Source organism: Streptomyces sp. GQ60 (assembly GCF_059758875.1).
Window position 1 is genome coordinate 287974 of record NZ_JCAXEG010000005.1, and the last position, 26409, is coordinate 314382.

Genomic DNA, 26409 nt, shown 5'->3' on the forward strand with positions numbered 1-26409 from the left:
CGTCCCGCGCATGACCTCGCGCCTTGCCGTCCCGACGGCCCCCTCCACGCTGACGGCGCCCACGTCTTCCGCGGCCCCCGCCGCCGCGTCGACCGAGCCCGCCACCTCCACAACTCCGCCCGCGCCCGCCGGGCCGGGGTTATCCCCGGCCCGAACCCCGGCGCCCGCCCCGACTCCTGCCTCGGCCTCAACGTGGGCCCCAGCTCAGGTTGCGGCGCAGGCTTCGGCGCCTGCGCCGGCCCAGGTTCCGTCCCCGGCAGCGGCCTCGGCCTCGGCTCAGGTTCCGACCTCGGCTCCGGCAGCGGCCTCAACCTCGGCCTCGGCTCCGGCCCCAGCCTTGGCTCAGGTTCCGGTCCTGTCCCCGGTTCCGGCTTCGGCCTCGGCTCAGGTCCCGCCCCCGGTTCCGGCCTCGGCTCAGGTCCCGGCCCAGGCTTCGGTGCCTGCGCCGGCCCAGGTTCCGTCCCCGGCAGCGGCCCCAGCCTCGGCTCCGGCTCCGGCCTCGGCTCCGGCTCCGGCCTCAATCCCGGCCTCGGCCTCAACCCCGGCCCCGGCCTTGGCCTTGGCTCTGGCCTCAACCCCGGCCTCGGCTCCGGCCCCAGCCTTGTCTCAGGTTCCGGTCCCGCCCCCCGTTCCGGCCTCGGCCACGCCCCTGGGTCAGGTTCCGGCGCAGGCTCCGGCGCCTGGGCCGGCCCAGGTTCCGTCCCCGGCCGCGGTTCAGGTTCCGGCGCAGGCTTCGGCCCCGGCCGCGGTCCAGGTTCCGCTCGCCGCAGGCGCCCCGCATCTGCGGCCGGCCGTCACCGAGTTGCGGCTCTCCGCCTACGGAACGCACCGCCGGGCCCGGTTCGCGCTCGGTCCCGTCACCCTCTTCGCCGGGCCGAGCGGGAGCGGCAAGTCCCAGGCGCTGGAGGCCTACGCGGCCCTGGCCGCCCTGGGTGGCGGGGCCACCCTGGAGGAGGTGTTCCCCGATCCCCGGGCCCGGATCCCCGACCGGGCGGTGCCCGACGCCGAGCGGCGCCGGGGGTTCCGGATCGGCTGTACGGTCGACGGCCCCGCCGGGCCGGTCCGGCTCGACCTCGCCGTTCAGGCGGAGCCGACGCTGCGGATCGTCGGCGAACGGCTCTCGGTCGACGGGCAGGTCCTCCTCGCCACCGCTCTGCGCGACCCCGGGCGACGGTCCGTCCAGGCGGCCTGGCTGACGGGCGGGGCCGCCGGGGTCCCCCGGGCCCCGCTGCCCGACGACCGGCTCGGCACCGCGCTGCTCCCGCTGCGCGTGGCCGGGGCCACCGAGGGGCAGCGGCGGGTGCTGGCCGCCGCCGAGCAAGTGGTGGTCGCGCTGCGCTCGGTGTTCCCCTGCGACCCCCGCCCGGAGCGGATGCGGGAGCCGGTCGCGCCGGGGCGGGGGCGGCTGCTGGGCGACTGCGCCAACCTGGCCGACGTGCTGCGCCGGACCCGCCTGGAGTGCGGCACCCGGTACGGGCTGCTGACCGGGGCAGCCCGTACCGGCTGCGCGGGCTGGGTGGCCGGACTGGACGTACGGGATCCCGAGGGCGGCCCGGTCACCGGACTGCTGGACCGCGGCCCGGGGAGGCCCGCCACCGAGCTGGCCCGGCTGGGCGCGGGCGAGCTGCGCTTCCTCGCCCTGGCGCTGGTGCTGCTGACCGGGCCGGGGGTCCTGGACGTGGATCCGGCGGCCGAACTGCCCTCCGCGCGACAGGCACTGACGGTGCTCGCGGACGGCTTCGACCGGGACCTGGACGGCCGGCAGACCGCCGAACTGCTGCGGCTGGCCGTACTGGCGTGCGGGCGCGGGCAGGTCAGGCTGGCGGCCTCGGCCGGGGAGGCCTGCGCGACGGCCGCCCGGGGGGTCGCGGGGGTCTCGGTGGTAGACCTGGGGCATGAGTGAAGAGCGTGGAGCGACCGGGGAAGACAAGGGGGCCGGCGAGCGGATCGACCGGCTCCAGCGGAGGCTCGCCGAGTTCGCGGCGGCGCGCGGGTGGGAGCCCTTCCACACGCCCAAGAACCTGGCGGTCGCGCTGAGCGTCGAGGCGGCCGAACTGGTGGAGATCTTCCAGTGGCTGACGCCGGAACAGTCAGCCAAGGTCATGGAGGAGCCGGACACCGCACACAGAGTGGCCGATGAGGTGGCCGACGTGCTCGCCTACCTGCTGCAGTTCTGTGAGGTCCTCGGGGTGGATGTGCTGGATGCGCTCGCCGCGAAGATCGAGCGGAACGAGCTGCGCTTTCCCGTCCCGGGCGGTCCAGGGACAGATCGTCACTCTTCGGAGTGATGGCGTTATCCACAACCATGTTTGTGTCCACAATTTCCGAATACCCCTGGCTTTACCGGCCCGTTGCCCTCACTCTGGGTAGTGGAGAGAACGGCGAGATGTCGTGCGGACGGGGGACGGCATATGGACGCGGTACGGCTCATCGCAGCCGGCCGGCACGCGCTGGCGCAGAGCGGGGCTGCTTGGGACATCGTGGGCGAGGCCTGGCAGGCACAGGCCCTCGCGCAGGGCATAGGGAGCTGGCTGGCGGTCAACGGGCCGCCGGAGCTGAGAGCGGAGGCGCGGGGGCTGGGTGAAGCGGGGGGCAGAGGCTGCGGGGTGCTCGACCGGGCGGCTCTGCGCGGCGAGGGCTATGCGCCCGACCTACCGCCCCGGGCGGCGCAGTTGACCGGGGTGACGGACGCCCGGCAGGCGCTGCTCGGGCTCCAGGCGCTGCTCGGCGAAGTGGGCATAGCGCTGGTCGGGGTGGCCTGCGGGACGGACGACGAGGGTCTGTACTGGCAGTGCATAGAGTCGATAGACGCGGCCGACGAGTCGAGCGACCGGGTCCGGGCGATCCTGCGGCGGATGTCCGTGCGCGAGCGCGGATCCGCCTCCGGAGTGGCCTGAGCCGGGGTGTGTCGGTGGGGTCCCGCCGCGCGCGACGGGACCCGGCCGGTCAGGAGGACCGGTAGGACGGGCGGTCTTCGCTCTCCCGGGTGCGGCCGCCCTGGGGCAGCGCGGTGCCGGGGCTGCGATCGGTGGAGGACTGGAGGTCGGCGTCGAGCTGTGACAGGTCGGCGTTCAGCGCTGCCATCAGCTCTTCCATCTGCTGCAGCAGGCCCTTCGGCGCGCCGCCCTGGGCGGGCACCGCGGACTCCTGGCGTGCGTGGTCGTGCGCTGCCTGCCCGGTCTGACAGTCCTGACGGCGGATCTCCGGCGCGGACTCCTGGGACATGGCGGCCTCCTCGGCCCTGGCCCTTCCAGGGCGGAAGGGGGCGGTGGACGCACTGGCGAAGGCCGCCGGCGCGCGGGCCGTGCGGTCCGGCTCCGTCCGAGCCAACGATCCCCATCCGGGCTGGTCACTGGCGCGGGCGGCGGCGACCGCCCGGTTGGCTCAGATTCACCCGGCCGGGGCCGAAAGACAGGATGGGGACAAGGCTCTCCGCATCCTCACCGACCCCAGCGGGGCGCGAGCTACGACACCTTCCCGAGCATCGCCAAGGCCTAGAAGGACCGCGACCTCTGCCCGATCACCCGGCCGCTGCCGAACTCGGCTGCGTCGGAACCACGTCCATGCGCCGCTGTAGAGGTTCGAGCAGGGTCACGAGCGTTCGTACGCCGTGAACGGCGGGTCCGTCGCGCTCAGGCCGGCGCCGATGAACAGGCCCTTGTACTCGAAGATCCCGGCCGTGGAGACGCGGTCGTGGAAGCTGCGGACATCGCGCTCCTGGCCGGTGGCGGCATCGAGGACGTACAGGTCCTTGTTCCCGAGCGCCGAGGTCGGGCTGGTCTCGACGATCACCGTGACCTTGCCGTCGTGGAGGTTCAGGCCGGCACCCTGGGTGTGGTCGAGTCCGGTCTTCCAGACCTGCCGGCCGGTGGCCACCCCCTGGTGCGACGCCGCCGGCTGGCAGGTGTGCAGGACGTCGCGCGATTCCCCCCCGGCGCGGATGATCATAAGGATTCGGCCGACCGGGCGTGAGGGGTGCCGGTCCCTCGGTACGGGCAAGGGGGGCCCAGCTCGCATAAGGCTCGGCCAGGGGCGACCTGATATGAGTTGATCATGCATGCCGAAACCTTTGACCCGATGGAGCGCCTGCTCGCAGAGCGGGCTTGTGAGCGGCTGGTCGTCGAATTCGTCCATCGGCTCGACCTCGGGGACCCGGGCTCGGTGGCAGACCTCTTCACGCAGGACGGCACCTGGGAATGGCCCGCCGGCGACCGCCGCATTGCGGGTCACGACGCCCTGCGCGCCTACTTCGGCAACCGGCCCGCAGACCGGCTGTCACGCCGTATGTGCACCAACATCCTGGTTACCGTGACCTCCGCGGACACCGCCGCCGCCACCACCTACTTCACCACCTACCGTGTCGACGGCTACAGCGAGGGCCTCGTACCGCCGCGGCCCCCGGTCCAGGTGGGTCACTACGAAGACAGGTTCCGCAAGGTGGACAGCACCTGGCTGCTCACCACGCGCACCCTCTTCCTCTCCTTCGCCGGTCCCACGGAACGCCTCGACGGCCCCGGCCGGTCATGAGGGAGCGCGTGGACGGTCGTACGGCCATGGTCTGGGCCACGCGGGCGACGGAGGACGATGCGCAGAATCGAACAGCGGTTCGGTAAGTGGCTTGCGAGGTTGTCGGCATGCCACGTCCCGGCGCGGCGGGCCGTGCGCAGCCACACGAGGTCTGCACGGTGGACGGGCACTATGGAGTGATGGAACTCCGGATCTTCACTGAACCCCAGCAGGGCGCGAGCTACGAGACCCTGCTCCGCGTCGCCAAGGCCGCCGAAGACCTCCACTTCGGAGCCTTCTTCCGCTCGGACCACTACCTGCCCATGGGTGCGGCCGACGGTCTGCCCGGTCCCACCGACGCCTGGATCACCCTGGCCGGCCTGGCGCGCGAGACCCAGCGGATCCGGCTGGGCACGCTGATGACGGCCGGTACCTTCCGGCTCCCCGGGGTGCTCGCCATCCAGGTCGCGCAGGTCGACCAGATGTCGGGCGGCCGCATCGAACTCGGCCTGGGAGCGGGCTGGTTCGAGGAGGAACACAAGGCGTACGGCATTCCCTTCCCGGCCGAGCGCCTCGCCCGGCTGGAGGAGCAGCTGGCGATCGTCACCGGCCTGTGGGCCACCGAGCCCGGCGCCACCTTCGACTACACGGGCGTCCACTACCAGGTGGAGAACTCCCCGGCGCTGCCCAAGCCGGCCCAGGACAAGATCCCGGTCCTGATCGGCGGCCACGGAACGAAGCGCACCCCGCGCCTGGCCGCCCGGTACGCGGACGAGTTCAACATGCCCTTCGCCTCGATCGCGGACAGCGAGCGGCAGTTCGGCCGGGTCCGCGCGGCCGCCGAGGAGGCCGGCCGCAAGCCCGGCGACCTCGTGTACTCCAACGCCCTCGTCGTGTGCGTGGGCAAGGACGACGCCGAGGTGGCCCGACGGGCCGCCGCCATCGGCCGGGACGTGGCGGAACTGAAGGCCAATGGCCTGGCGGGCTCCCCGGCCGAGGTCGTGGACCGGATCGGAGCCTACGAGGCGGTCGGCTCCTCCCGCCTCTACCTCCAACTGCTCGACCTCGGCGATCTGGACCACCTGGAGCTGATCTCCTCCCGGGTCCAGTCCCAGCTCGGCTGACGGGGACGGCGACCGTGCCCCGCGCGTCCCAGCCGCTCGCCGAAGCCCTGGCCGGCCCCGGCGGGCGGACCGTGGTCGTCGACGGCGGGCTGAGCAACCAGCTCGCCGACCAGGGGTGCGACCTGTCCGGCGGCCTCTGGACGGGCCGGGTCCTCGCCGAGCGGCCGGAGCAGGTGACGGCCGCCCACGCCGCCTACGCGCGGGCCGGCGCCGAGGTGCTGATCACCGCGAGCTATCAGGTGGGGTACGCCGCCTTCGCCCGGCGCGGCTACGGCCCGGAACGCACGACGGCCCTGCTGCGTCGCAGCGTGCGGCTGGCCGACGCGGCGGCCCGGGCGGCGGAGTGCGAGGTGTGGGTCGCCGCGTCCGTGGGCCCGTACGGGGCGGTGCTGGCGGACGGCTCCGAGTACCGGGGCCGGTACGGCCTGAGCGTGCGGGAACTCGCCGACTTCCACCGGCCCCGGATCGCGGCTCTGCTCGCCGAGGGCCCCGACGTGCTGGCCCTGGAGACCGTGCCGGACGCCACCGAGGCCGAAGCCCTGCTCACCGTCCTCGCGGAGACCGGCGCCCGTGCCTGGCTGAGCTACACCGTGGCGGGCGGCCGTACCCGGGCCGGGCAGCCCCTCCCGGAGGCCTTCGCCCTCGCCGCCGGGTCCCCGCAGGTCATCGCCGTCGGCGTGAACTGCTGCGACCCCGCCGAGGTGCTGCCCGCCCTCGAAGCGGCCGCCGCCGTCACCGCCAAACCGCTGCTGGCCTACCCCAACGACGGCTCGGTGTGGGAGGCGGCGACCGGGACCTGGCGGGCCCCGGCCACCCCCGTCCCCTGGCCCACGGCCGCCTGGCGCCGGACCGGCGCCCGCCTCATCGGCGGCTGCTGCCGCATCGGCCCCGGCCGCATCGCGGAACTGGCCGCTACGCTCCGCTGAGGTCCCAGCGCACGCCGATCGACCCGCCGCCCGAAGCCGCGAGCGCGGTGATCTCCGCCTCCACGGAGGCCAGTTCCTCCGGACGCTCCATCAGGAGCAGCTGTTCGCGGTAGTGCACCAGCGAGGTGAGGAGCAGCTGGGTCTCCTCGGGCTCCAGCGCGCACATCCGACGCGCGGCGGCCACGGACTCGGCGCGCAGGGCAAGCGCCATCCCGGGCCGGTGGGCGAACTCTTGACGGCTGTACGCGAACAACGCGGCCGCCAGCAGGGGCAGATAGGCCAACGGACTCACCCGGACGAGGACGCGATAGGCGGCCACCCGCTCCCGGACGGGCAGCGTGCCCGATCCGAGGAGCGCCACCCGGGCTCGCAGCACGGCGTCGTGATTGATGTTCTCCGTGGGATTCATGAGGGAGATTCTGTGAGCCGCGCGGGGCCCCGGACAAGGCTGATCGGCTGTGCCGTCCGTCCTACGAAAACCGCCTCTGACCTGTCATGATGAATACGTCATCACCCTTGGGACCGCCTCCCGCGGAGGGTGTCGCGGTCCAGGGACCGTGTGAAGTCGTGATCAGTTGCCGGCTTCAGCGGGCAGTGGCGGAAGATGTCCGCCGAGTTTGCCCGGAGGAACGGAACGGACAGCCCGTGCGCCGGCGAGCCCCCGCCGACGCAAGCTCCGTCTGACGGAAGCCCTGCTCGGCAGGTCCCGGGGCGGACTGACGAGCAGGATTCATCCAGCCGCGGGCAGCCCGCGATTCATGGCCGTAGCCATGGCCCGCGAAGAGGGACTGAGGTTCGTGGCGGGGTCAGCCGGGCGAGGAGCACGGGAAGGACGCGCCGCCGGTACTGGACGGCTTCCCGGGGGTGGGATCCGGCTCTCGGGGCGCCGGCCCCTTGAACGAGTAATACCTGCTCAGGGGGGAGGAAGAGGGGTCTGTCAGACTGCCTGCCGTGAAGATCACCATATCGCGAGGCTCACTCGTTCTGGGAGCTCTGGCGCTGCTCTGTTCCCTGCTGTTCGTCGTACCGACGACCGCGTCGGCGTACGAGGGCTGCGACACGAACACCCTCTGCCTCTACGACCAGGACAGTGGCCAGGGCGCGCTGGAGAAGTCCACGACCCGGTCCCTCCTCTCCATCTCCCTGTCCAGTAACAAGGGGAACTCGACGGCTCGCTCCGTCCACAACAACACCACGTCCTGGCTGTGCCTTTACGCCGACGCCTACTACGGCGGCACCCTCGAGGCGTTGAAGCCGGAGTACGAGGGAAATCTCACCGGCGCGCTGCAAGGGAACGTCAGCTCGTACAAGCTGGCTCCCTCCAAGGGCCACTGCTTCACCGGCTTCGAACGGTGCGAGCAGCCCACGCCGGCCACGCCGAATACGCCGGCCACGCCGGGCAAGCTCTGCATCTTCGCGGAGGAGCGGGCCAGGGGCGGCATGTACTCGACCGTCGACTCCAACCACAGCTACTCGCCCGTCTGGCACGACCGCGTCCGCTCCGTCGTCAACAACACATCCCTTTACGCCTGCTTCTACTCCGCCTACTTCGTCTCCTCGACCGAACCTCGCGGCGGCTGGAGTGATGCCAACGGCACCTCCTACATTGCGTACAAAGTGATGCCGGGCGACAGCACCACGCTCCCCGAGCCGTTCACCCAGTCTTTCCGCTCCCACGTGCTCACCCCGGACAAGGACGCCTGCTGATGACGACCGACATGCCCGCGCGCCTTTCCCGGGCGCGCCGTCGAGGCCCTGCCGCCGCTGCGGCCATCGTCCTGAGCGCGGCCCTGCTGGTCTCCTCGTCGGGCGCGACCAGCGCGGCGACGGTCGAGCCCACGTTGCTCACCAGCTGGGTGGAGATCAAGCGTTACACGCTGGCCACCGGCGTGACGTACACGCGCTACAGGGAGCGGACGAAGACCGAGGGACGCACCGCCCCGCGTGAGCTGAACGTGGTCGTCGCCGATCCGGCCCTGGGCGCCACACGCCTGGAAAGCACCGTGGGCGGCGCCGCTGCCAAGGCGGAGACCGTCGCCGACCAGCTCGCCGCGGTCAAGCCGGAACGGCCCCTCGCCGGGATCAACGGCAGCTTCTTCAAGGGAGAACCCCCGCACCGCGACAGCCTCCACTTCCTGGGAAGCGCCGTCCGTGACGGACAGGTCAACGGCACCGGTTGCCTCAACGGCAGCCAGGCGGTCGTGCTCCAGCACGGATTGCCGTACATCTCCAAAGTCCGCGCGACAGTGACGCTCCAGGTCGTCGACGCGTCCGGCGTCGTCGTCGTCGAGCGGCCGCTCGACGACGTCAACCGTGACCCCGGCCGCGGTGTGGGCTGCCGGCGCGACGAGGACGACGTCAGCAAGGAGGTCACGTACCCCCCTAACGAAAAGTTGGACATCTTCCTCGACGGGGACGAGATCGTCGCCTTCAACGACTCGTACAACCTCACTACGCCGCCCAAGAACCGTGACACCCACCCCGATGTCACCACGGACGACGCCGACGGGTACGAGGTGACGGTCGACAACACCGGCGCGTTCACGCTCCCCCCGAAGAACGCTGCCACAGGACTGTGGGAGGCCCGGGGCGGGAAGAACGTCGCGACCGGCGGATTCGTGCTGCAGGCCGTGGGCACGGCCGCCGAGCAGTGGCTCCAGACCAACCTGACCCCGGGACGCACCCTCAAGCTCAAAAACGAGGTCGCCGACCTCGAGTTCCCCGACAACCACATCGCGCTCAACGAGTCCGTGGACATCATCTCCGGAATGGCGCACCGCCTGCTGGACGACGGCGTAGTAGACACCACGGCCTGGACGTGCGCGCGTATTTTCGACGGGGCAGGCAACAAGGTCACGCCGTCGGAAGGCTACAAGCCGGCAGCCGGCCACATCTGCCGGGACTCGCGCACCGCCCTCGGCGTCGATGCCAAGGGCCGTACGGTGATGGCCACCATCACCGGGCCACGAGACCTCCCCGATCCGAGCGGCACCTCTGATCTTTCCGGCGTCGACGGTGCGTTCCTGTACGAGTTCGCCGAGATCCTCAAGCTGCCCGAGCTCGGCGTGTTCGACGCGATCAACCTCGACGGCGGCGGCTCGACCACCATGTACACCCTGGAGAAGCGCCAGACGGGCATGACCGACATCGAGAAGCAGGGCGACGTCTACAAGCGGGTCGAACGCCCCGTGGCCGACGCGGTGTACATAACCCGCGGCGGCTACGGCAAGCCCGGCGGCACCCTGCCGTAGCGCTGCGGCCCGGGTCGACCGTGGCAGCTCGCACAGGCGATGATGCCCGGAGCGCTTCGGCGTTCCGGGCATCATGCGTGGGCGGCCGGGCTACGGGAGCCGCGGGCAGGCCTCAGAGGTGGTCAGTCCTCGCTCATCACCGCCTCACAGCCGGGGCATGCCGCGGCGGCGTGCTCCGGCGGGCACCAGGCGTCCGGATGTTCGGCCGGATTCCAGTCGGCCGTTTCCATGGCGAAGGTGTCCTTGCCGCACATGGTCCGCGGGCCGCGCTCGGAGCCGCCCCCGGGGGCGGTGGGCGCGGCGTGCACCCGGTGGACGGATCCCGCCACCGGCTGGTCGAGCTCGTACACAACGACGATGCCGCTCATGTTTCGACGGTAGGCGCCCGCGGAAAATGGGGCGCGGGCAACGCCGGTGACCAGCAAGAATCGCTCGCATGTTCCTGACGATCTCCACGACCGGCACGGCCGAGCGCCCCGCCACCGACCTGGGTTTCCTGCTGCACAAGCACCCCGGTAAGGCGCAGGCGTTCTCCACCTCCCACGGCACCGCCCACGTCTTCTACCCCGAAGCCACGGACGAGCGGTGCACGGCTGGTCTGCTCCTGGAGGTGGATCCCGTCGCGCTCGTGCGGCGCGGTCAGGGCAAGGGGCAGGGCGGCACCCCGGACGCCGCACTCGCGCAGTACGTCAACGACCGCCCGTACGCCGCCTCTTCGCTGCTGGCCGTCGCCCTGAGCGGCGTGTTCCGCAGTGCGCTGAAGGGGCAGTGCGCGGCTCGCCCCGAGCTGCCGGACGAGGTGCGACCGCTGCGCGTCGAGGTCCCGGTGCTGCCCGCCCGGGGCGGCGCCGAACTCGTGCGCCGGCTGTTCGGCCCGCTCGGCTGGGAGTCGGTCACGGTCACCCCGGTCCCGCTCGACGAGACCTTCCCGGAATGGGGCGACTCCCGGTACGTACGCCTCGTCCTGGAGGGCGAGCTGCGGCTTTCCGACGCGCTGCGGGGCCTGTACGTCCTGCTGCCCGTCCTCGACGACTCGAAGCACTACTGGATCGCCTCCGACGAGGTGGACAAGCTGCTGCGCGCCGGAGACGGCTGGCTCGCCGAGCACCCGGAGAGCGGGCTGATCACCTCCCGCTACCTGGCCCGCCACAAGCGGCTCACCCAGGACGCCCTGGAGCGGCTGGAGCTGGTCCGCCTCGCGGAGGCCGACGGCAGCGAGGTGGAGGAGCTCGACAACGCGGTCGACGAGACCAGCGACACCGAAGAGCGGCCCGTACCGCTCGCGGTGCTGCGCCGCGAGGCGATCCTCGACGCGCTGGGAGCGGCGGGTGCGTCCCGCGTCCTCGACCTGGGCTGCGGCCAGGGCCAGTTGGTGCAGGCGCTGCTCAAGGAGCCGGCGTACACCGAGATCGTCGGCGTGGACGTGTCCGTCCGCGCGCTGAACATCGCCGCCAAGCGGCTGCGGCTGGAGCGGATGGGGGAGCGGCAGAGCTCCCGCGTCCGCCTGACGCAGGGCTCGCTCGCCTACACCGACAAGCGGCTCACGGGCTACGACGCGGCCGTGCTCAGCGAGGTCATCGAGCACCTGGACCTGGAGCGGCTGCCCGCGCTGGAGTACGCGGTGTTCGGCTCGGCCCGCCCCCGCACGGTCCTGGTGACCACGCCGAACGTCGAGTACAACGTCCGCTGGGAGACCCTGCCCGCCGGGCACGTCCGCCACGGCGACCACCGCTTCGAGTGGACCCGCGAGGAGTTCCGGGCCTGGGCCGGGGGCGTCGCCTCCCGGCACGGCTACTCCGTCGCGTACCTGCCCGTCGGGGACGACGACCCCGAGGTGGGGCCGCCGACCCAGATGGCCGTCTTCACCCTGGACACCGGCACCACCGCCGGCACCGATACCCCGAAGGAGGGCGAGGCAGCATGACCACCGACACCACCGACACCACCGACACATCCGTCGCCGGCGATGCTCCCACCGGCCGCACGCGCGTACTTCCCGTCACCGACCTGTCCCTCGTCGTCCTGATCGGTGCCACCGGCTCGGGCAAGTCCACCTTCGCCCGCACCCACTTCAAGCCCACCGAGGTCATCTCCTCCGACTACTGCCGGGGCCTGGTCGCCGACGACGAGAACGACCAGAGCGCCAGCAAGGACGCCTTCGAGGTCCTGCACTACATCGCGGGCAAGCGGCTCGCCGCCGGCCGCCTCACCGTGGTCGACGCCACCAGCGTCCAGGCCGAGTCCCGCCGGCAGCTGGTCCAGCTCGCCCGGCAGTACGACGTCCTGCCCATCGCGATCGTCCTCGACCTGCCCGAAGAGGTCTGCGCGGAGCGCAACGCGGCCCGCCCCGAGCGGGCGAAGCTGCCGCGCGCCGTCATCCAGCGCCACCGCCGCGACCTGCGGCGCTCACTGCGCGGACTGGAGCGCGAGGGCTTCCGCAAGGTGCACGTCCTGCGGACGCCCGAGGAGGTCGAGTCGGCCGAGGTGGTCCTGGAGAAGCGCTTCAACGACCTCACCCACCTCACCGGCCCCTTCGACATCATCGGTGACATCCACGGCTGCGCCTCCGAGCTGGAGACCCTGCTCGCCAAGCTGGGCTACGAGGACGGCGCCCACCCCGAGGGCCGCACCGCCGTGTTCGTCGGCGACCTCGTCGACCGCGGCCCGGACAGTCCGGGCGTGCTCCGCCGCGTGATGGGGATGGTCGGCTCCGGCAACGCCCTGTGCGTGCCCGGGAACCACGAGAACAAGCTCGCCCGCCACCTCAAGGGGTCCAAGGTCCAGCGGACCCACGGCCTCGCCGAGACGATCGAGCAGCTCGAAAGGGAGCCGGCGGAGTTCGTCCAAGAGGTCCGCGCCTTCATCCAGGGCCTGGTCAGCCACTACGTCCTCGACGGCGGCAAGCTCGTGGTGTGTCACGCCGGGCTGCCCGAGAAGTACCACGGCCGCACCTCCGGCCGGGTGCGCTCGCACGCGCTGTACGGGGAGACCACCGGCGAGACCGACGAGTTCGGGCTGCCCGTGCGCTACCCGTGGGCCGAGGACTACCGGGGCAAGGCCGTCGTTGTCTACGGCCACACGCCGGTCCCGAACACCGCCTGGATCAACAACACCATCTGCCTCGACACCGGAGCCGTCTTCGGCGGGAAGATGACGGCGCTGCGCTGGCCCGAGCGCGAACTGGTCGACGTACCGGCCGAGAAGGTCTGGTACGAGCCGGTCAGGCCGCTCGTCACCGAGGTTCCCGGCGGCCACGACGGCCGTCCGCTGGACCTCGCCGACGTGCAGGGCCGCCGGATCGTCGAGACCCGGCACCTGGGCAACGTCAACGTCCGCGAGGAGAACGCGGCCGCCGCCCTGGAGGTGATGAGCCGCTTCGCCGTCGACCCGCGCCTGGTGCCGTACCTCCCGCCGACGATGGCGCCCACCGCCGCTTCCTCGGAGGAGGGCTACCTGGAGCACCCCGCCGAGGCCTTCGCGCAGTACCGCAAGGACGGCATCGCCCAGGTCGTCTGCGAGGAGAAGCACATGGGCTCCCGCGCCACCGTGCTGCTCTGCAAGGACGCCGACGCGGCCCGCGAGCGGTTCGGTGTCGACGGTCCCACCGGGGCGGTGTACACCCGCACCGGGAGGCCCTTCTTCAAGGACCCGGAGGTCACCGAGGAGGTCCTCGCCCGGCTCCGCTCGGCGGTCACCGACGCCGGGCTCTGGGAGGAGCTCACCGAGTCCGACAGCGCCTCCGGCGCGGGCGACTGGCTGCTCATCGACGGCGAACTGCTGCCCTGGTCGCTGAAGTCCGCCGGCCTGCTGCGCAACCAGTACGCCGCCGTGGGCGCGGCCTCCGGCGCCGTGTTCCCGGACGCCATCGCCGCCCTGGAGGCGGCCGCGGCCCGGGGCGTCGACACCGGGGAGATCCTGGAGCGCCAGCGCGGGCGGGCCGCCGACGCGGCGAAGTTCACCGAGGCGTACCGGCGTTACTGCTGGAGCACCGACGGGCTGGACGGCGTACGGTTCGCCCCGTTCCAGCTGCTGGCGGCGGCGGGCCGCTCGCTGGCGGCCGTACCCCACGACGAGCAGCTGTTCTGGCTGGACCGGCTCGTCGCCGCCGACGAGGCGGCCGGGACCGGACTGCTGCGCCGCACCGGCCGGATCCTGGTGGACACGGCCGACGAGGCCTCGGTGCGGGCGGGCACCGACTGGTGGCTGGAGCTGACGGCCGCCGGCGGCGAGGGCATGGTCGTCAAACCGCTCCAGGCGTACGCCAAGGACGGCAAGGGCCGGCTCGTGCAGCCGGGGGTGAAGGTGCGCGGACGCGAGTACCTGCGGATCATCTACGGTCCCGAATACACGCGTCCGGACCACCTGGAGCGGCTGCGCGGGCGCCACCTCGGGCACAAGCGCTCCCTCGCCCTGCGCGAGTACGCGCTCGGCCTGGAGGCCGTGGACCGGCTGGTGGCCGGCGAGCCGCTGTGGCGGGTCCACGAGGCGGTCTTCGCCGTCCTCGCCCTGGAGTCGGAGCCGGTGGACCCGCGGCTCTGACGGTGTCGGGCCGGAAGCGCCCGGCGTCAAGGAAGGGCCCCCGTACGGCCGCTCATTAGGTCGTATGGGGGAACTTTCGCGGAGAACTCCGGGAAAACCACCGGCGGGATCGTTCATCCAGGGCAGCGGAATGTCCGCGACCCTGGAAGGACGGAACGTCACCTATGAAGATGACCGCGCGCGGAAGCATTGCGGCACTCATGACCTGTATGGCCGCGGCAGGCGCGGCCACCCCGGCCATGGCCGACGCGGTGCCGGTGGGAGTCCCCCTGGACGCGGTGCGGACCACGCTCGGCGTGGACGTCCCGCACCTGGCCACCGGAGTCCCGGTGCCGGTGGTCGGCGCACCCCAGGTGCCCGTGCACCACAAGGGCGACATGCTGCCGACCCCGCTGCTGCCGGCGGTGCCGATCGGCACCGAGCTCGGGAACACCCTCCTCACCTCGCCGGTGCCGAACCTGGCCGGCAAGCCCGAGACGGACGGCGAGGGCTCGCTGGACGCACCCGCGACCACCGTGCGCACCCGTACCCCGGGGCTGCTCGTCGGCTCCCCGCTGACCATGCCCGACGCGTCCAACTACGGGCTGCCGAACGTGACGGCCCCCGCGCTGGGCGTCATCGCCCCGGAGCTCACCGGTACCCCGGAGGCCCTGCTCGGCCTGCGCTGAACCGGCGGGCCGCCGCCCGCCGTCGGATCCGGCGGAACGGACCCGCTGGGCCGACGCCACGTCAAAAAGCCGCCCGGTCTGCGAACGTGTACGGCATGGGATTCCATGTCGATTCCGAGACCGGGCGGCTTCGCCGCGTCATCCTCCACCGGCCCGACCTGGAGCTGAAGCGGCTCACACCGAGCAACAAGGACGCGTTGCTCTTCGACGACGTGCTGTGGGTGCGCAGGGCCCGCCAGGAGCACGACGGCTTCGCCGACGTACTGCGCGACCGGGGCGTGGAGGTCCACCTCTTCGGTGACCTGCTGGTCGAGGCCCTGGACATCCCGGAGGCGAGGCACCTCGTACTGGACCGGGTCTTCGACGAGAAGGAGTACGGTCCGCTCGCCACCGACCACCTGCGCGCGGTCTTCGACGGGCTGTCCTCGGCGGACCTGGCCGAGGCGCTGGTGGGCGGGATGACCAAGCGGGAGTTCCTGGAGCGGCACGCGGAGCCGGTGTCGGTCCGCTTCCACGCCCTGGACCTGGACGGATTCCTGCTGGGGCCGCTGCCCAACCACCTCTTCACCCGGGACACCTCCGCCTGGATCTACGACGGGGTGTCCATCAACGCGATGCGCTGGCCGGCCCGGCAGCGCGAGACCGTGCACTTCGAGGCCATCTACAAGCACCACCCGCTCTTCACCGGCTCCGGGCCGTTCCACACCTGGTCGCAGGGGCAGGCCGACTACCCGTCCACCATCGAGGGCGGCGACGTCCTGGTCATCGGCAACGGCGCCGTGCTGATAGGGATGAGCGAGCGGACCACGCCGCAGGCGGTGGAGATGCTGGCGCGCGGGCTGTTCGCCGCCGGGTCGGCGACGTCGATCGTGGCGCTCGACATGCCCAAGCGGCGGGCGTTCATGCACCTGGACACGGTGATGACGATGGTCGACGCGGATACGTTCACCCAGTACGCGGGCCTGGGCATGCTGCGCTCCTACACGATCGAGCCGGGTGTCGAACCGAGCGAGCTGAAGGTGACCGACCACCCGCCGGAGCACATGCACCGGGCCATCGCCGCCGCCCTCGGGCTGGACGCGATCCGGGTGCTCACGGCCACCCAGGACGTGCACGCCGCCGAGCGCGAGCAGTGGGACGACGGATGCAACGTGCTGGCCGTGGAGCCGGGCGTGGTCGTCGCGTACGAGCGGAACGTCACGACCAACACCCACCTGCGCAAGCAGGGCATCGAGGTGATCGAGATCCCGGGCAGCGAGCTGGGGCGGGGGCGGGGCGGGCCGCGCTGCATGAGCTGCCCGGTGGAGCGGGACGCCACGTAGCGGCGTCCGGGACGGTGCCCGGGGGGCCTGTATATCAATGCAGAGCATCGTATAGACTTCCAGAATTCCGTCACCGTGACTTTGGAGTCCCCATGGCCACCGATCTCGTCGGCCGCAGTTTCCTGAAGGAGCTCGACTTCACCGCCGCCGAGTTCCGCGGCCTGGTCGAGCTCGCCGCCGAACTCAAGGCGGCCAAGAAGGCCGGGACCGAGCGGCGCCTGCTCCAGGGGAAGAGCATCGCCCTGATCTTCGAGAAGACCTCGACGCGCACCCGCTGCGCCTTCGAGGTCGCCGCCGCCGACCAGGGCGCCCACACCACGTACCTCGATCCCTCCGGCTCCCAGATGGGCCACAAGGAGTCGGTCAAGGACACCGCGCGGGTCCTGGGCCGGATGTTCGACGGCATCCAGTACCGGGGTGACGCGCAGGACGCCGTCGAGCAGCTCGCCGCCCACGCCGGCGTGCCGGTCTTCAACGGCCTCACCGACGACTGGCACCCCACCCAGATGCTGGCCGACGTGCTCACGATGACCGAGCACTGCGCCAAGCCGCTGGAGCGGATCGCCTTCGCCTACCTCGGCGACGCCCGGTTCAACATGGGCAACTCGTACCTGGTGACCGGGGCGCTGCTGGGCATGGACGTACGGATCGTCGCACCGCGGCACTACTGGCCGGCCGCCTCCGTGGTGGCCGCGGCGCGCGAGCTGGCGGCCGCGAGCGGCGCCCGGGTCACGCTCACCGAGGACCTCGCTGAGGGCGTCGGGCAGGCCGATTTCGTGGTGACCGACATCTGGGTGTCCATGGGGGAGCCCAAGGAGGTCTGGGACGAGCGGATCGAGGCGCTGAGCCCGTACGCCGTCACCATGGACGTGCTGCGCGCCACCGGTAATCCGGACGTGAAGTTCATGCACTGCCTGCCGGCGTTCCACGATCTCGGCACCAAGGTGGGCCGGGAGATCCACGAGCGGCACGGGCTGGAGTCGCTGGAGGTGACGGACGAGGTGTTCGAGTCCGCGCACTCCGTCGTCTTCGACGAGGCCGAGAACCGGCTGCACACCATCAAGGCCGTGCTCGTCGCGACCCTGGCGGACCCGGCCGCATAGTCATGCGCCGGGGGGCCGATCGGCCCGTCGGGGGCTAGAAGGCCGGCCGGGACGGCAGGGTGAACCACACGGCCTTGCCGTGCGGGGTGGCGCGGTGGCCGCAGGCGGAGCTCAGGGCCCGGATCAGCAGCAGGCCGCGGCCGTGCTCCTGCCAGGGGTCCGGAGGGGAGCGGTCCGGACCGGGGGCGGTCAGGTCGGCGGGGGGCTGCGGATCCCCGTCGTGGACCTCCACCTGGCAGCCGTTCGCCAGCAGTTCCACGACGAGCTCGATGGGCGCGTCGCCGGGGGTGTGTTCCACGGCGTTGGCGACCAGTTCGGCGGTGAGCAGTTCGGCGGTGTCGCTGTCGGCGGGCGCGTCGATGTCCGCGAGCGCCGTACGGACGAGGGCGCGGGCGAGCGGTACGGCCGCCGTCGTGTGCGGCAGGGCTATCCGCCAGGCGGAGGCGTCGGGCAAGGCGGGACCGTCCGTTCCGTGGGGTCGCGAAGGCGTACGGGTCGCAGGGAGGGCTGGCCCTACGGGGTACGGCGGGGGAAATCCTGCTTTCAACGATACGAAGTGGAAATGTCCGGCCGTAGGGCACCCCGCCGTGAGCGCAAGGGACGTCGGGCACATCGGCTGGGGACGTTCGGTGCGTGTGGCGTCCCGGCCCCGACGCGGACCCACAGTTATCGCGCTTCCCTGACGACAGTCATGGACCGGTGATACCTTCGGGAGGGTGAGTCCCTTCCTCGGTTCCACACCCGCGACCGAACGCTGGAAACACCTCCGGGTGGACCGGCGGGACGGCGTCGCCACCGTCACCCTCGACCGCCCCGAGAAGCTCAACGCGCTCACCTTCGGGGCCTACGCCGACCTCCGCGACCTGCTCGCCGAACTGTCCAGGGAGCGGTCCGTACGCGCCCTCGTGCTCGGCGGCGAAGGGCGCGGCTTCTGCTCCGGAGGCGACGTCGACGAGATCATCGGCGCCACCCTCGCCATGGACACCGCCCAGCTCCTCGACTTCAACCGGATGACCGGACAGGTCGTGCGCGCCCTGCGCGAATGCCCCTTCCCGGTCATCGCCGCCGTCCACGGGGTCGCCGCGGGCGCCGGGGCCGTCATCGCGCTCGCCGCCGACTTCCGCATCGCCGACCCCACCGCCCGCTTCGCCTTCCTCTTCACCCGCGTCGGCCTCTCGGGCGGGGACATGGGCGCCGCGTACCTGCTGCCCCGCGTCGTCGGGCTCGGGCACGCCACCCGGCTGCTGATGCTGGGGGAGCAGGTCAGGGCGCCGGAGGCCGAGCGGATCGGGCTGCTCAGCGAGGTCACCGAGGAGGGCAAGGCCTCCGTACGCGCCGCGGAGCTCGCCGCGCACCTCGCCGCCGGTCCGGCGCTCGCGTACGCGCAGACCAAGGCACTGCTGACCGCCGAGCTGGACATGCCGCTCGCCGCCTCGGTGGAACTCGACGCGAACACCCAGGCGCTGTTGATGAACGGCGAGGACTACCGGGAGTTCCACGCCGCCTTCACCGGGAAGCGGCCGCCCCGGTGGAAGGGCAGGTAGTTCGATGAGCACCGGCGCGATGAGCACCGGCCGGACGGCCGCCACCTTGCGGGTCGCCGTGGTCGGCGGGGGCCCGGGCGGGCTCTACGCCGCGGCGCTGCTGGCCCGGCAGGGGCACGCGGTGGACGTGTGGGAGAAGAACGCCCCCGACGACACCTTCGGCTTCGGGGTGGTCCTCTCCGACGAGACCCTCGGCGGCATCGAAGCGGCCGACGCCGTGGTCTACGCGGCCCTGAGCGCCGAGTTCGTCCGCTGGGACGACATCGACATCGCGCACCGGGGCCGGCTGCTGACCTCCGGCGGCCACGGGTTCGCCGCCCTCGGGCGGCGCCGGCTCCTGGAGATCCTGCACGAACGCTGCGCGGGCCTCGGGGTCCGGCTCCGCTTCCGCACCCCGGCCCCCGAGCCCGGGGCGCTCGCGGCCTCGTACGACCTGGTGGTCGCGGCCGACGGGGTGCACAGCCGGATCCGGGAGGCCGCCGCGGAGCACTACGGGCCCACGGTGAGGGGCGGGCGGTGCCGGTACATCTGGCTGGCCGCCGACTTCCCCTTCGAGGCCTTCCGCTTCGAGATCGCGGAGACCGAGCACGGGGTCGTGCAACTGCACGCCTATCCCTACGCGGCGGACTCCTCGACCGTGATCGTCGAGATGCGCGAAGAGGTCTGGCACGCCGCCGGCTTCGACCTCTGCGACGAGGCGGAATCGGCGGCGCGCTGCGCCAAGATCTTCGGCGAGGCGCTGCGGGGACGGCCGCTGCGCGGGAACGGCTCCGCGTGGACGCAGTTCCGTACGGTGGCCAACGCGCGCTGGTCGCACGGCAACACGGTGCTGATCGGCGACGCCGCCCACACCGCGCACTTCTCGATCGGCTCCGGCACCAAACTGGCGGTGGAAGACGCGCTCGCACTGGCGCGCGCGGTGGAGGGCGAGGCGGACGTCCCGACCGCGCTGGCCGCGTACGAGGCCGCGCGGCGGCCGGCCGTGGCCTCCACCCAGCGGGCGGCGGCCGCCAGCATGCGCTGGTTCGAGGAGGTCGCCGGGTACGTGGACCAGCCGGCCCGGCAGTTCGCCTTCAACCTCCTCACGCGCAGCCTGCGGGTCACCCACGGCAACCTGCGGCTGCGCGATCCGCGCTTCACCTCCGCGGTGGAGCGCGACTTCGGCTGCCCCGAGGCCCCGGAGGGGAGCCCGGACGGGGGCCCGGACGGGGCGGGAACCCCGCCGATGTTCACCCCGTTCACCCTGCGGGGGCTGACCCTGCGCAACCGGGTCGTGGTGTCCCCGATGGACGTGTACTCGGCATCGGGCGCCGCGGGCGACGGCGTACCGGGCGACTTCCACCTCGTGCACCTCGGCGCGCGGGCTCTGGGCGGGGCCGCCCTGGTGATGACGGAGATGGTCTGCGTCAGCCCCGAGGGCCGGATCACCCCGGGCTGTACCGGCCTCTACACCGCCGAGCAGGCGGCGGCCTGGGCGCGGATCGCCGACTTCGTGCACACCTCGGCGCCCGGCACCGCCCTCGGCGTCCAGCTCGGCCATTCGGGCCGCAAGGGCTCGACCAGGGTGATGTGGGAGGGCATGGACGACCCGCTGCCCGAGGGGAACTGGCCCCTTGTGGCCGCCTCCGCGCTGCCCTACCGCCCCGGAGTCTCGGCCGTGCCCCGGGCCATGGGCGCCGCCGACCTCGCCGCCGTCCGCTCCGAGTTCGCGGCCGCCGCCGTCCGGGCAGCGAGATGCGGATTCGACCTGCTGGAGCTGCACTGCGCGCACGGCTACCTGCTCTCCGGCTTCCTCTCCCCGCTGACCAACCACCGCACCGACGCCTACGGCGGCCCGCTGGAGAACCGGCTCCGCTTCCCGCTGGAGGTCTTCGACGCGGTCCGCGCCGTCTGGCCCGCCGACCGGCCGATGACGGTCCGCCTCTCGGCCACCGACTGGGCCCCCGGCGGCACCTCGCCCGAGGAGGCGGTGGCCATCGCCGGAGCCTTCGCGGCCCACGGCGCGGACGCCATCGACGTCTCGACGGGCCAGGTGGTGGCGGAGGAGGCCCCCGAGTACGGGCGCGCGTACCAGACCCCGTACGCCGACCGGATCCGCAACGCCCTGAACGTCCCGGTGATCGCGGTCGGGGCGATCTCCTCCTGGGACGACGTCAACTCCCTGCTGCTGGCCGGCCGGGCCGACCTCTGCGCCCTCGGCCGCCCCCACCTCTACGACCCGCACTGGACCCTGCACGCGGCCGCCGACCAGTCCTACACCGGCCCGGCCGCGCCCTGGCCCGCCCCCTACCGCGCCGGCAGCCGCAAGCCGCCGACGGGGCGGGGGTAGCCCCCGGCCTACCGGTGCGGCCGCAGGGTCAGGCACTCGTGGCAGTGGCAGGGCTCCGGGTGCGGCCAGTCGGGCCAGGCGCCGGAGCGGAGTTCCCAGGCGCGGTACTCCATGAGCGCCGCGTGGTCCTCCGCGTCCACCGTGTCCGAGAAGACCGAGCCCTCGGCGATCCGCAGCACGGCGGGAGACCGTACGAGCACGGGCCGGAAGCCGTGCAGGTGGCGGATGGCCAGGTACGCCCAGCGGTACCCGCGGCCGTGCCGCGGCGGGCCGACGACCTGGCAGTCCTCCAAGCCGCTCACCCGGTCGTGGACGTACATCTTGGACCCGCCCTTGAACATCTCGGTGCCCGGGCGCCGGCCCTGGCCGCCCTCGCCGTAGCGGCGCCACAGGACCACGTTCGCGGCCAGCATCCAGACGGGTTCGAGCGGTTCGGCCGGCTTCTCGCCGTCCGCCAGCGTGCTCATGCCAGTGCCACCTCCACCCGGTCCTCGACCGGGGTGTAACCCAGGCGCTGGTAGACGCCGTTGCTGGTGGGGTTCGCCAGGTCGGTGAAGAGCAGCACCTCCCGCGCCCCGGCCGCGTGCGCCGCCTCGGTCACGGCGTAGGTCACCCCGGCCGCGTACCCGCGGCCGCGCAGCTCCGGCGGGGTGTAGACCGGCCCGATCCGGGTCACCGCGTCGACCGGGCGGAAGAACCCGGCCAGCGAGACCGGCACCCCGGCGTCCTCCCAGAGCAGCATGCCCCCGTAGGAGATCCGGTCGCGCAGGGCCTGCTCGGAGGCGGCCCCGCCCTCGCCGGACTCCTGCCGGAAGGCGGTCACCCACTCCAGCAGCAGCGGGAGGTCCGCCTCCGCGGCCGGGCGGGCCCGCCCGGCCGGAGCGGGATCGGGGGCGATGAGGCCGGCGAGCCGGTAGAGGCGGTTCTCCTCCACGACCTCGGTCGGCTTCCCCCAGGAGACGGCCAGCTCCCGGGCGTCCTCGCGGCGGGCGTTGAGCGCGTCGACCCCGGCGAGCAGCGGCTCGGCGGCGAGCGCGGCCCCCAGCGCCCGGACCGCCTCGGCGGGCAGCGCGCCGATCAGCAGCGGGTGCGGCGGGCACTGCACCACGGCGCCCGCGACCCGCCCGTCCGCCCCCGTCCACGACCCGAAGAAGGGCGGCTCGGACCCGAAGGCGTGCGGGCCGAGGCGCTCCAGCGCGTCCATGGTCGTGAGCAACTCGGTGTTGGGCACGGGCTGCGCCGCCACGGCGGGGCGCACGGCGGCCAGCCAGGCCGCCAGGTCAGGGGTGAAGGTCCACGTCATGGCACATGATCACCCCGGTCCGGCGCGCGGTACAGCCCTTTTCCCGCCCGCCCGGGGCTACGGCTCGACGAAGCCGGCCCCGAGGTCCCGCAGCCGCTCGTGCAGCTCGGCGAAGACCGCCGCCGAGCGGTCCCCCGGCCAGTCCGCGGGGAGCAGCTCGCGCGGCAGGCCCGGGTCGGCGTACGGGAGCCGGCGCCAGGTGTCCAGGGCGAGGAGGTAGCCGCGGTAGGCGGCCTCCGGGGTCGGGGCGGCCGCGTCGGCCCGCAGGGCGCGCAGGGCGGGCTCGTGGAGGTCGAGGAACTCCTCGTGCTGCTTGGCCAGCGCCGCCAGGTCCCACCACCGGCCCACCGACTCCGCTGTCGGGGCGAAGGCCAGGTGGGCGCCCCGGAAGAGCTCCACGTACGCCGTCAGGTGCAGCCGCTCCAGGGTGCGGCGGGTCTCCCCGTCCAGGTGGGCGGGGGCGATCCACACGCCCGGCGCCACCGCGCCGAAGCCCAGCCCGGCGAGCCGGGAGCGCAGCAGGTGCCGCTTCGCCCGCTCCTGCTCCGGGACGGAGAAGACGGCCAGCAGCCACTCCTGGGACCGGGTCGGGCGGGCGGCCCCGTAGATCCGCCGGTCGCCGTCCTCCAGGAGCCGGTGCGCCTCCTCGGAGAGCTCGTATCCCGCCGCGCGGTCCCCGGTGCGCGCGGGCAGCAGGAAGCCGCGCCGCTTCAGCCGGGACACCGACGAGCGGACGGACGGAGCGTCCACGCCGGCCGCGCCCAGCAGGCGGACCAGCGCGGAGACCGGGACCGGGCCCGGGAAGGCCCGCCCGTAGGCACCGTAGAACGTGACGATCAGAGATCGCGGGGTGTGCTGCTCGACCACGGCTTCACCGGATCTCTCCGAGAATGCCCGGGGCTTCAGCCCGGGGAGGGACGGGTCCCGCCATCGTAGGCGCGGAGAGATGGATCTCTCTCGGATCTGTCCTGACCTGCGCTTTCTGAGCGTTGTCAGTGGGCGCGGTTAGGTTGATCGCATGGCGGGGGCATCTCAGGAGATGTGTCGTCTGCGGCCCGGACCAAGTTGTCGGTTGAGTGGGACCGGTGCCGGTGGATCTGGAACGAGTGCTGCGCCCGGTCGACGAAGGCCCACGCCGCGGACGAGAAGTGCGGTCCGGCCAGGCTGGACAAGATGCTGACCGAGGCCCGCAACCACAACGCCTGGTTGGGTGACGGCAGCAGCGTTCCGCAGCAGCAGTTGGTGCGGGACTTCGGGAAGTCCCGTGCCAAGGCCTTGAAGGACATCAAGGCCGGGCTGCCGATGCGGCAGCGGGCAGGCATGCCGAAGTACAAAAAGAAAGCCAAGGCAGACCCGACGCCCAACTACACCCGGCGCGGTTTCCGGATCAAGGACGGTCGCCTGCACCTCGCGGGCGGCATCGTGCTGACCGTGGTGTGGTCCCGTACCCTCCCGGCGGACCCGTCCTCCGTGCGGATCTACCGCGACAGCCTCGGTCATTGGTACGCGTCCTTCGTCGTCCCTACCGCAGTGCAGCCGCTCCCGGAGACGGGTGCGGTGATCGGGATCGACTGGGGAGTGCGGGAGGCCGCGACCACCACCAGCGACGCTCACGACCTTCCGCACGCCGAGCACGGGCGGAAGGCCGCCGCCGGGCTTGCCCGCTATCAGCGGATGATGGCCCGCCGGAAACAGGCGAAGGGCACACCCGGTTCGAGGGGCTACCGAGCCGCGAAGAAGCCGACGGCGAAGCTCCACAAGAGGGTGGCCCGGCAACGCCAGGACACCGCCCGCAAGTGGGCCAAGACCGTGGTCCGCGACCCGCGCTTCCTCGCCAAATCCACCATGGCCCGTAAAGCAGCCGACGCCGCGATCGGTGCGACCAAGCGCGAGCTGATCGCCATGGCTCGCAAGCACGGGCGCATCGTGCACCTTGGAACGAACCTACTCGTGTACCGCGTGCGGAGCCGTGTCCCCCAGGGACAAGAACTCCGCCCGCGTGATGCTGGCTCGGGCTGGTCTCCACCCGGCTGGTGCCGATCGTGTAAGAGCTGACGGACCGCTGGTCCACAGCCAGCGTGAGCCAGGAATCCCCGTCCTTAGGGCGGGGAGGATTCAATGTAATTCGTGTCCGTGACCGACTGGCCGAGAGCGTCCTGACCGGATCCGCCCGGGTCGCGGAGCCGGAAGCGCTGCAGCTTGCCCGTCGCCGTACGGGGCAGGGTGGGCAGGAAGACGAACGTGCGCGGGCACTTGTGCGGGGCGAGCTCGGTCCGCATGAAGGTGCGCAGGGCGTCCTCGGTGAGGACCGCGCCCTCCCGGGGGACCGCGTACGCGACCACGATCTGCCCGCGCCGCTCGTCCGGGCGGCCGACCACGGCCGCCTCCAGCACGTCGGGGTGGCGCAGCAGGGCCTCCTCGACCTCCGGGCCCGCGATGTTGTACCCCGCCGAGATGATCATGTCGTCGGCCCGGGCCACGTAGCGGAAATAGCCGTCCGCGTCGCGGACGTAGGTGTCGCCCGTGACGTTCCAGCCGTCCCGTACGTACTCGCCCTGCCGCGGGTCCGCCAGGTAGCGGCAGCCCACCGGCCCCCGTACGGCCAGCAGCCCCGGCACCTCGTCCGCGACCGGCAGCCCCGCCTCGTCCACCACCCGGGCCTCCCAGCCCGGCACCACGCGGCCGGTCGTCCCGGGCCGGATGTCCTCGTCGGCAGCCGAGATGAAGATGTGCAGCAGCTCGGTGGCGCCGATCCCGTTGATGATCCGCAGGCCCGTGCGCTCGTACCAGGCCTGCCAGGTGGCGGCCGGCAGGTTCTCGCCCGCCGAGACGCAGCGGCGCAGCGCGGAGAGGTCGTAGGCGCCGGTGTCGTAGGGGCCCAGCGTGTCCAGCATCGACCGGTACGCGGTGGGCGCGGTGAACAGCACCGACACCCGGTGCTCGGCCAGCGCGGGCAGCAGCCGGCGCGGGGAGCCGTCCGCCAGCAGCAGCGCCGAGGCGCCGGCCCGCAGCGGGAAGACCACCAGGCCGCCGAGGCCGAAGGTGAAGCCGAGCGGCGGGCTGCCCGCGAAGACGTCGTCGGGGCGGGGGCGCAGCACCTCCCGGGAGAAGGTGTCGGCCACCGCGAGCAGATCGCGGTGGAAGTGCATGCAGCCCTTGGGGCGCCCGGTGGTGCCCGAGGTGAAGGCGATCAGCGCCACGTCGTCGGCGGAGGTCTCCACCGCCGGGAAGGGCTCCGCGTGGCGTTCGGCTTCGGCCAGCCGCAGCAGGTCTCCCGGGTCCGCGCCGCCGTACGCCGTGATCCGCAGACCCGGCACCCCCGCCTTCACCAGGTCGTCCACCACCTCCGCCTGGCACAGGGCGTGGCTCACCCGGGCCATCGAGCACACCGTGGCCAGCTCCTGCGCACGCTGCTGGGCCAGGACGGTGACGGCCACCGCGCCCGCCTTCATCACCGCCAGCCAGCACGCGGCGAGCCAGGGGCCGGTCGGGCCGCGCAGGAGCACCCGGTTGCCGGGGACCACGCCGAGGTCGGCGGTGAGGACGTGCGCGAGCCGGTCCACGCGGGCGTGCAGCTCGCCGTACGTCCACACGGTGCCGTCGGCGCCGCGGAAGGCGGGGCGGTCGGGCCCCAGCCGGGCGATGGTGGCGTCGAGCAGCTCCACGCCGCAGTTGAGCCGGTCGGGGTAGGCCAGCCCGGGGAGTTCGAAGAGGAGCCGCGGCCAGGCGTGCGCGGGCGGCAGGTGGTCGCGCGCGAAGGTGTCTCGGTGAGCGGAAGGCTTGAGCTCCAAGGC

General features: G+C 72.6%; 24 protein-coding genes and 1 pseudogene. 16 read left to right on the top strand and 9 right to left on the bottom strand.

Going from position 1 to position 26409, the window contains the following annotated elements; genetic code table 11:
- Positions 1 to 649 precede the first annotated feature (649 nt).
- The 3 genes from AC6CKD_RS15405 (at position 650) to AC6CKD_RS15415 (ending at position 2897) form a co-directional block, all read left to right on the top strand.
- On the top strand, positions 650 to 1903 hold the full coding sequence (locus AC6CKD_RS15405) for an AAA family ATPase (RefSeq protein ID WP_498328129.1): 1254 nt from the start codon (positions 650 to 652) through the stop codon (positions 1901 to 1903).
- On the top strand, positions 1896 to 2288 hold the full coding sequence (locus AC6CKD_RS15410) for a nucleotide pyrophosphohydrolase (protein ID WP_498327852.1): 393 nt from the start codon (positions 1896 to 1898) through the stop codon (positions 2286 to 2288). The genes AC6CKD_RS15405 and AC6CKD_RS15410 overlap by 8 nt, the downstream gene beginning before the upstream one ends.
- 123 nt (positions 2289 to 2411) lie before the next feature.
- The gene (locus AC6CKD_RS15415; RefSeq protein ID WP_498327853.1) at positions 2412 to 2897 is read left to right on the top strand and encodes a DUF6099 family protein; all 486 of its coding nucleotides are present in this window, start codon (positions 2412 to 2414) and stop codon (positions 2895 to 2897) included.
- Positions 2898 to 2946: 49 nt separating this feature from the next.
- On the opposite strand, the gene AC6CKD_RS15420 is transcribed toward AC6CKD_RS15415, so the two are convergent.
- Positions 2947 to 3225: a hypothetical protein gene (locus tag AC6CKD_RS15420; RefSeq protein ID WP_478690259.1), complete on the bottom strand. Its 279-nt coding sequence runs from the start codon at positions 3223 to 3225 to the stop codon at positions 2947 to 2949.
- Positions 3226 to 3591: 366 nt separating this feature from the next.
- On the bottom strand, positions 3592 to 3948 hold the full coding sequence (locus AC6CKD_RS15425; protein WP_498327855.1) for a hypothetical protein: 357 nt from the start codon (positions 3946 to 3948) through the stop codon (positions 3592 to 3594).
- Positions 3949 to 4053: 105 nt separating this feature from the next.
- Between AC6CKD_RS15425 and AC6CKD_RS15430 the strand changes: the two genes are divergently transcribed.
- From AC6CKD_RS15430 to mmuM, 3 genes are all read left to right on the top strand, one after another.
- Positions 4054 to 4527 (top strand): nuclear transport factor 2 family protein, encoded by a 474-nt coding sequence (locus tag AC6CKD_RS15430; protein WP_498327856.1) that lies wholly within the window; start codon positions 4054 to 4056, stop codon positions 4525 to 4527.
- Between the two features lie 179 nt (positions 4528 to 4706).
- Complete coding sequence (locus tag AC6CKD_RS15435; RefSeq protein ID WP_498328130.1) at positions 4707 to 5630, top strand: LLM class F420-dependent oxidoreductase; 924 nt, start codon at positions 4707 to 4709, stop codon at positions 5628 to 5630.
- A 14-nt stretch (positions 5631 to 5644) separates the two neighbouring features.
- Entirely contained in the window at positions 5645 to 6556 is a 912-nt protein-coding gene (mmuM, locus tag AC6CKD_RS15440; RefSeq protein WP_498327857.1) for a homocysteine S-methyltransferase, read from the top strand.
- On the opposite strand, the gene AC6CKD_RS15445 is transcribed toward mmuM, so the two are convergent.
- Positions 6543 to 6965 (bottom strand): hypothetical protein, encoded by a 423-nt coding sequence (locus AC6CKD_RS15445; protein ID WP_498327858.1) that lies wholly within the window; start codon positions 6963 to 6965, stop codon positions 6543 to 6545. The genes mmuM and AC6CKD_RS15445 overlap by 14 nt on opposite strands.
- Positions 6966 to 7507: 542 nt before the next feature.
- On the opposite strand from AC6CKD_RS15445, the gene AC6CKD_RS15450 reads away from it, so the two are divergent.
- Positions 7508 to 8263 carry a peptidase inhibitor family I36 protein gene (locus tag AC6CKD_RS15450; protein WP_498327859.1) on the top strand — a complete coding sequence of 252 codons (756 nt, stop codon included), beginning with the start codon at positions 7508 to 7510 and terminating at the stop codon, positions 8261 to 8263.
- Positions 8263 to 9807, top strand: a complete 1545-nt coding sequence (locus tag AC6CKD_RS15455; protein ID WP_498327860.1) for a phosphodiester glycosidase family protein — start codon at positions 8263 to 8265, stop codon at positions 9805 to 9807. The genes AC6CKD_RS15450 and AC6CKD_RS15455 overlap by 1 nt, the downstream gene beginning before the upstream one ends.
- A gap of 122 nt (positions 9808 to 9929) precedes the next feature.
- On the opposite strand, the gene AC6CKD_RS15460 is transcribed toward AC6CKD_RS15455, so the two are convergent.
- On the bottom strand, positions 9930 to 10175 hold the full coding sequence (locus AC6CKD_RS15460; protein ID WP_498327861.1) for a hypothetical protein: 246 nt from the start codon (positions 10173 to 10175) through the stop codon (positions 9930 to 9932).
- A gap of 68 nt (positions 10176 to 10243) precedes the next feature.
- Between AC6CKD_RS15460 and AC6CKD_RS15465 the strand changes: the two genes are divergently transcribed.
- The 5 genes from AC6CKD_RS15465 to argF all read left to right on the top strand — a co-directional run bounded on the left by AC6CKD_RS15465 (position 10244) and on the right by argF (position 17439).
- Positions 10244 to 11731, top strand: a complete 1488-nt coding sequence (locus tag AC6CKD_RS15465) for a 3' terminal RNA ribose 2'-O-methyltransferase Hen1 (protein WP_498327862.1) — start codon at positions 10244 to 10246, stop codon at positions 11729 to 11731.
- A complete protein-coding gene (locus tag AC6CKD_RS15470; RefSeq protein WP_498327864.1) occupies positions 11728 to 14346 on the top strand; it encodes a polynucleotide kinase-phosphatase in 2619 nt (872 codons plus the stop codon). The genes AC6CKD_RS15465 and AC6CKD_RS15470 overlap by 4 nt, the downstream gene beginning before the upstream one ends.
- Positions 14347 to 14546: 200 nt before the next feature.
- Positions 14547 to 15014, top strand: a complete 468-nt coding sequence (locus AC6CKD_RS15475; RefSeq protein ID WP_498327865.1) for a hypothetical protein — start codon at positions 14547 to 14549, stop codon at positions 15012 to 15014.
- A 95-nt stretch (positions 15015 to 15109) separates the two neighbouring features.
- Entirely contained in the window at positions 15110 to 16336 is a 1227-nt protein-coding gene (locus tag AC6CKD_RS15480; RefSeq protein ID WP_498327866.1) for an arginine deiminase, read from the top strand.
- Positions 16337 to 16428: 92 nt separating this feature from the next.
- Positions 16429 to 17439: an ornithine carbamoyltransferase gene (argF, locus tag AC6CKD_RS15485; protein ID WP_498327867.1), complete on the top strand. Its 1011-nt coding sequence runs from the start codon at positions 16429 to 16431 to the stop codon at positions 17437 to 17439.
- 34 nt (positions 17440 to 17473) lie between these two features.
- Here the strand turns inward: argF and AC6CKD_RS15490 are convergent, their stop codons facing one another.
- Entirely contained in the window at positions 17474 to 17893 is a 420-nt protein-coding gene (locus AC6CKD_RS15490; protein WP_498327868.1) for an ATP-binding protein, read from the bottom strand.
- Positions 17894 to 18155: 262 nt separating this feature from the next.
- Between AC6CKD_RS15490 and AC6CKD_RS15495 the strand changes: the two genes are divergently transcribed.
- Complete coding sequence (locus AC6CKD_RS15495) at positions 18156 to 18983, top strand: enoyl-CoA hydratase family protein (protein ID WP_498327869.1); 828 nt, start codon at positions 18156 to 18158, stop codon at positions 18981 to 18983.
- A gap of 4 nt (positions 18984 to 18987) precedes the next feature.
- A complete protein-coding gene (locus AC6CKD_RS15500) occupies positions 18988 to 21312 on the top strand; it encodes a bifunctional salicylyl-CoA 5-hydroxylase/oxidoreductase (RefSeq protein WP_498327870.1) in 2325 nt (774 codons plus the stop codon).
- 8 nt (positions 21313 to 21320) lie between these two features.
- Here AC6CKD_RS15500 and AC6CKD_RS15505 read toward each other — a convergent pair whose 3' ends face one another.
- The 3 genes from AC6CKD_RS15505 to AC6CKD_RS15515 are packed head-to-tail and all read right to left on the bottom strand — an operon-like array spanning position 21321 to position 23482.
- Positions 21321 to 21779 (bottom strand): hypothetical protein, encoded by a 459-nt coding sequence (locus AC6CKD_RS15505; RefSeq protein WP_498327871.1) that lies wholly within the window; start codon positions 21777 to 21779, stop codon positions 21321 to 21323.
- Positions 21776 to 22615, bottom strand: coding sequence for a GNAT family N-acetyltransferase (locus tag AC6CKD_RS15510; protein ID WP_498327872.1), 840 nt, complete (start codon positions 22613 to 22615; stop codon positions 21776 to 21778). The genes AC6CKD_RS15505 and AC6CKD_RS15510 overlap by 4 nt, the downstream gene beginning before the upstream one ends.
- Before the next feature lie 57 nt (positions 22616 to 22672).
- Positions 22673 to 23482, bottom strand: coding sequence for a PaaX family transcriptional regulator (locus AC6CKD_RS15515; RefSeq protein WP_498327873.1), 810 nt, complete (start codon positions 23480 to 23482; stop codon positions 22673 to 22675).
- Positions 23483 to 23710: 228 nt separating this feature from the next.
- Here AC6CKD_RS15515 and AC6CKD_RS15520 point away from each other — a divergent pair.
- Positions 23711 to 24752: pseudogene (locus AC6CKD_RS15520) on the top strand (RNA-guided endonuclease InsQ/TnpB family protein).
- On the opposite strand, the gene AC6CKD_RS15525 reads toward AC6CKD_RS15520, so the two are convergent.
- On the bottom strand, positions 24715 to 26406 hold the full coding sequence (locus AC6CKD_RS15525; RefSeq protein ID WP_498327874.1) for an AMP-binding protein: 1692 nt from the start codon (positions 26404 to 26406) through the stop codon (positions 24715 to 24717). The pseudogene AC6CKD_RS15520 and the gene AC6CKD_RS15525 sit on opposite strands and share 38 nt — an antisense overlap.
- Between the last annotated feature and the right edge of the window lie 3 nt (positions 26407 to 26409).

Coding starts and splice junctions, on each gene's coding strand:
- AC6CKD_RS15410 (WP_498327852.1), top strand. CDS start 1,896: ATGAGTGAAGAGCGTGGAGCGACCGGGGAAGACAAGGGGGCCGGCGAG.
- AC6CKD_RS15415 (WP_498327853.1), top strand. CDS start 2,412: ATGGACGCGGTACGGCTCATCGCAGCCGGCCGGCACGCGCTGGCGCAG.
- AC6CKD_RS15420 (WP_478690259.1), bottom strand. CDS start 3,225: ATGTCCCAGGAGTCCGCGCCGGAGATCCGCCGTCAGGACTGTCAGACC.
- AC6CKD_RS15425 (WP_498327855.1), bottom strand. CDS start 3,948: ATGATCATCCGCGCCGGGGGGGAATCGCGCGACGTCCTGCACACCTGC.
- AC6CKD_RS15430 (WP_498327856.1), top strand. CDS start 4,054: ATGCATGCCGAAACCTTTGACCCGATGGAGCGCCTGCTCGCAGAGCGG.
- AC6CKD_RS15435 (WP_498328130.1), top strand. CDS start 4,707: ATGGAACTCCGGATCTTCACTGAACCCCAGCAGGGCGCGAGCTACGAG.
- AC6CKD_RS15445 (WP_498327858.1), bottom strand. CDS start 6,965: ATGAATCCCACGGAGAACATCAATCACGACGCCGTGCTGCGAGCCCGG.
- AC6CKD_RS15455 (WP_498327860.1), top strand. CDS start 8,263: ATGACGACCGACATGCCCGCGCGCCTTTCCCGGGCGCGCCGTCGAGGC.
- AC6CKD_RS15460 (WP_498327861.1), bottom strand. CDS start 10,175: ATGAGCGGCATCGTCGTTGTGTACGAGCTCGACCAGCCGGTGGCGGGA.
- AC6CKD_RS15465 (WP_498327862.1), top strand. CDS start 10,244: ATGTTCCTGACGATCTCCACGACCGGCACGGCCGAGCGCCCCGCCACC.
- AC6CKD_RS15470 (WP_498327864.1), top strand. CDS start 11,728: ATGACCACCGACACCACCGACACCACCGACACATCCGTCGCCGGCGAT.
- AC6CKD_RS15475 (WP_498327865.1), top strand. CDS start 14,547: ATGACCTGTATGGCCGCGGCAGGCGCGGCCACCCCGGCCATGGCCGAC.
- AC6CKD_RS15480 (WP_498327866.1), top strand. CDS start 15,110: ATGGGATTCCATGTCGATTCCGAGACCGGGCGGCTTCGCCGCGTCATC.
- argF (WP_498327867.1), top strand. CDS start 16,429: ATGGCCACCGATCTCGTCGGCCGCAGTTTCCTGAAGGAGCTCGACTTC.
- AC6CKD_RS15500 (WP_498327870.1), top strand. CDS start 18,988: ATGAGCACCGGCGCGATGAGCACCGGCCGGACGGCCGCCACCTTGCGG.
- AC6CKD_RS15505 (WP_498327871.1), bottom strand. CDS start 21,779: ATGAGCACGCTGGCGGACGGCGAGAAGCCGGCCGAACCGCTCGAACCC.
- AC6CKD_RS15510 (WP_498327872.1), bottom strand. CDS start 22,615: ATGACGTGGACCTTCACCCCTGACCTGGCGGCCTGGCTGGCCGCCGTG.